The sequence below is a fragment of the Clostridium sp. genome (assembly GCF_016650095.1).
Classification (GTDB): Bacteria; Bacillota; Clostridia; order Clostridiales; family Clostridiaceae; genus Clostridium_AD.
The window spans coordinates 1-4,091 of the sequence record NZ_JAENWL010000345.1 but is presented as its reverse complement, the minus strand read 5'-3'; the positions used below and the strand labels follow the sequence as shown (position 1 = coordinate 4,091).

General features: G+C 34.1%; 5 protein-coding genes. All 5 read left to right on the top strand.

The features are described 5' to 3' along the window. Window positions 1-469: tetratricopeptide repeat protein (locus JJE11_RS15915; protein WP_291637376.1), on the top strand; the 469-nt coding region annotated here is incomplete at its 5' end. Window positions 470-689: 220 nt separating this feature from the next. After that, on the top strand, window positions 690-1,295 hold the full coding sequence (gene cbiE, locus JJE11_RS15910; RefSeq protein WP_291637374.1) for a precorrin-6y C5,15-methyltransferase (decarboxylating) subunit CbiE: 606 nt from the start codon (window positions 690-692) through the stop codon (window positions 1,293-1,295). A 125-nt stretch (window positions 1,296-1,420) separates the two neighbouring features. After that, window positions 1,421-2,086 carry a cobalt-factor II C(20)-methyltransferase gene (locus JJE11_RS15905; protein WP_291637372.1) on the top strand — a complete coding sequence of 222 codons (666 nt, stop codon included), beginning with the start codon at window positions 1,421-1,423 and terminating at the stop codon, window positions 2,084-2,086. A 188-nt stretch (window positions 2,087-2,274) separates the two neighbouring features. Continuing rightward, complete coding sequence (gene cobM, locus JJE11_RS15900) at window positions 2,275-3,027, top strand: precorrin-4 C(11)-methyltransferase (protein WP_291637371.1); 753 nt, start codon at window positions 2,275-2,277, stop codon at window positions 3,025-3,027. 57 nt (window positions 3,028-3,084) lie between these two features. Further along, a complete protein-coding gene (gene cobJ, locus JJE11_RS15895; protein ID WP_291637369.1) occupies window positions 3,085-3,801 on the top strand; it encodes a precorrin-3B C(17)-methyltransferase in 717 nt (238 codons plus the stop codon). The last annotated feature ends 290 nt before the right edge of the window (window positions 3,802-4,091 follow it).

Genomic DNA, 4,091 nt, shown 5'->3' with positions numbered 1-4,091 from the left:
TATTTCAACGAAACTTCAAAGATTTGAAGAAGCAATTATTTATTTTGATATTGCTATAAAGATGAAAAATGATTATTCAGAGGCATACTTTGGAAAAGGCATTGCATTGGTACTTATGCTTAAATATGATGAAGCGGAAGCTTGTTATGATAAGGTTATAGAGTTAACTCCTAAAGACTCTCAGATATATTCAAATAAAGCGCTACTTCTTTTGAAAAAGAAAATGTATAATGAGGCTTTAGAATTATGTGACAAATCAATTCGGGTAAAATATAATACTAAATTAGGGATAGCTTTTGCATATTTCACCAAAAGTAGAGTATATGCAATGATGAATAAAAAGAAAGAGTGTATAGCTAACTTATCAAAAGCAATTAGACTAAACCCAGTTATTAACCAGAAAGTGCATGAGTGCAAGGAATTTGATTGCATTAGAAATGATGAAGATTTTATAAATACAATATCTTAGGCTATAGGGTGTAGGGTGGGGACGGTTAACAACTAATGAGCTAATGGATAAATAAGAATAAGGCAAGAATAAGGTAGGGACAGTTAACAACTAAAATAAGTTGGGGACAGTTAAAAACTAATAATAGATAACTAGCTAAAGAATAAGCTGGGACAGTTAACAGCAAATCGCTTAATTGCAGGAAAAAATAATTAATAAATAATGAAAGGTAACAGAATATATGGTTTATATAGTGGGCATAGGGCCTGGTGATCCTAAATATATTATTCCTTTGGCAGTAGAGACTATGGAAAAAGCTGATGTAATCATAGGGTTTGAAAGAGCTTCGATGAGTATACCTAAGATTAACGTCGATAAGATAATAGTAAAAACATTAAAAGATATTATGGATTTTATAACGAAAAACGTGGGGAAAGATATTGCCATAATAGCATCAGGTGATCCATGTTTTTATGGTATATCAAGTTACATAAAGAATAATTTTAAGGGCGAAATAGAAATAGTACCTGGAATAAGTTCTTTTCAATACTTAATGTGTAAGCTCCAAAAGCCATGGCAAAACGCTTATTTAGGCAGTATGCATGGAAGGCAGGAAGAATTTATAAAAGTTGCAGGACGACATGGGATATCTGTGTGGCTTACTGATAAAAGTAATTCCCCGCAAGCATTATGTGAAAAACTTTACGAGAATAATATTAAAGCTACGGTTTATGTGGGTGAAGAATTATCATACGAGGATGAAAGAATAATAAAAGGCACAGTGGAAGAAATTAAGGATAAAACCTTCAATGATCTCAGTGTGGTTGTTATAGAAAATATGAATTAAGTAAGGCACATAAAATGCAATAGGCTAGAATATGCAAATCTGGAATAGGCTATAATAGTCCAGGCTAGATTAGTATACTGAATTATTGTTTATTTGTTGTGCTAATTAGATATGGAGGATTAAACATGGCAAAATTATATGGTGTAGGGGTAGGACCTGGAGATAAGGAACTACTTACAATAAAGGCAATAAAAACTATTGGGAAATGTGATGTAATAGTAGTACCCAGTGCTAAAAATGGAGGCAAAAGCATAGCCCATGAAATAGCAGAAGAATATATTAATAAGAATTCTGAAGTATTGGTTAAGCATTTTCCAATGGGGGGAGAAGAGCAAGAATCTAAAATATATGAAGCATTCAAAGCTATTGAGGAAAAGCTAAAAGCTGGGAAGGATGTGGCTTTCTTAACTATAGGAGACCCGTTTGTATTCAGTACATACATATATCTTTTAAATTACATAAAGGAAAGTGGATATGAAGTTGAAACAGTTCCAGGTATAACCTCATTTTGTGCCGCTGCGAGCATTGCTAATGAATATTTAGTAATTGGTAACGAACCACTGTTAATACTTCCAGCATCTAGACTTGATTCTATAAAGGATGAAAAATTCTTAGTAATTATGAAGGTTTATAGAGTAGAGGAAGAAGTTTTGAACCATCTAGAAGCATTGGGATATACATATGTATATATTAAAAAGGCAGGTAGAGAGGGACAAGAAGTCCTAAGGAACCGCGAAGATATACTAAAACATAAAGAATACATGAGTTTAATAATTGCAAAGAAAGAATAAAGAGACTTTAAAAGCAAAGATAAGTTGGGGACAGGTAACAACTAATTGACAATAACAATACAGCAATAAGTTGGGGACAGTTAACAACCAATTGAGTTAATAGAAGATAATAAGTCGAAAGATAGGTCTAGAGGTAGGGACAGGTAAGAACTTTATCGACAATAAATAATAAGGAATAGGTGAATTTTATGATATATTTTATAGGTGCAGGACCAGGGGATGTTGATTTAATAACAGTTAAGGGAAGAAATATATTATCTAGTGCGGATGTAGTTATATATGCGGGATCTCTTGTAAGTCCCGAGCATATGAGCTTTTGCAAGAAAGATGCAGTAGTTCACAATTCAGCTTCCATGACCCTGGAAGAAGTTATAGAGGTTATGAAAAAGGCAGCCAGTGAAAATAAAAACGTAGTAAGATTACATACCGGAGACCCAGCTATTTATGGTGCTATAAAAGAGCAAATGGATGAGCTAGATAAGTTTGATATAGATTATTCAATAGTGCCAGGAGTAAGTTCATTTTCAGCAGCAGCTTCTGTTATAAAAAAAGAATTTACACTGCCAAGTGTGACTCAAACTTTAATTTTAACAAGAGTCGAAGGTAGAACTCCTGTACCAGAAACTGAGGATTTAGAAAAGCTTGCGTCTATTGGAGCATCTATGGCTATCTTCTTATCTATAAGTATGATTGATAAGGTAGTTGCAAAGCTTAAAGCAGGATACGGAAGAAATGTTCCGATAGCTGTTATTGAAAGAGCTACTTGGGCGGATGAAAGAGCAATTATTGGGACTTTGGATGATATAGCAGAGAAGGTAAAAGAGGCTAACATAACAAAATGTGCTCAAATTCTTGTAGGTGATTTTATAGATTGTGAATACGAGAAGAGCCTTTTGTATGATAAGACATTTACACATATGTTTAGAGACGGGATAAAATAGACATTACAAGCAGAATACATAGCAGAGGAAGAAATAGATAGTGAAGGAGAAGTTAAAGTGGGAAAATTATATGTAATAGGAATAGGGCCAGGTGGACTAAAACATATGACAATAAGGGCTAAGGAAGCCATTGAAGAGAGCGATATAGTTGTAGGCTATAACAAATATATAGATATGATAGAACCATTATTGGAAGGTAAGGAAATATTCTCTACAGGTATGAAGGGAGAAGAAGCTAGGTGCCAAAAGGCACTAGAGCTTTGCCGGGATAAGATAGTTAGTGTAGTAAGTACTGGTGATTCTGGAATTTACGGAATGGCCGGCTTAATACTTCAGCTTCGAGGAGATGAGGAAGTTGAGGTCATTCCAGGAGTTACAGCATCGTCTGCTGCAGCTTCAGTGCTTGGAGCACCATTAATGCATGACAGTTGTAACATAAGCTTAAGTGATTTAATGACACCATATGAATTAATTAAAAAAAGAGTAGGCCTAGCTGCAGAAGGTGATTTTGTAATTTCATTATATAACCCTAAAAGCAAGGGTAGACCTAATTATTTAAGAGAAAATATAGATATAATAAGAAAACATAGAGCAGGAACTGTGCCAATAGCTGTAGTTAAAAATGCGCTTCGAGATGGACAAGAAGTAAGCATATCTACATTAGATACTTTTGATGAAAACATAGTTGATATGTTATCAATTGTTATTATTGGAAACAGTCAAAGTTATGTAAAAGATGGCAAGTTTATAACACCAAGAGGTTACAAAGTTTAGGAAATCAAGGATAAAGGGGGGGACAGGTAACAACTTTAAAGGTTTTAGAAAACGAATAATTGTGGGACAAATAATAAACTCTAGCGATAAAGTTGAAATAAATGTTAACCGTCCCCGGCCATGTAACCGTCCCCGTCCATGGATAAATGGAGGGACAGGTAACAACTTTTAAGGTTTTAGCGAACGAATAATTGTGGGACAAATAATAAACCCTAGCAATAAAGTTGAAATAGTTGTTAACTGTCCCCAACAATTTCAAAGTTGTTAACTGTCCCCAATAAATCCAACTA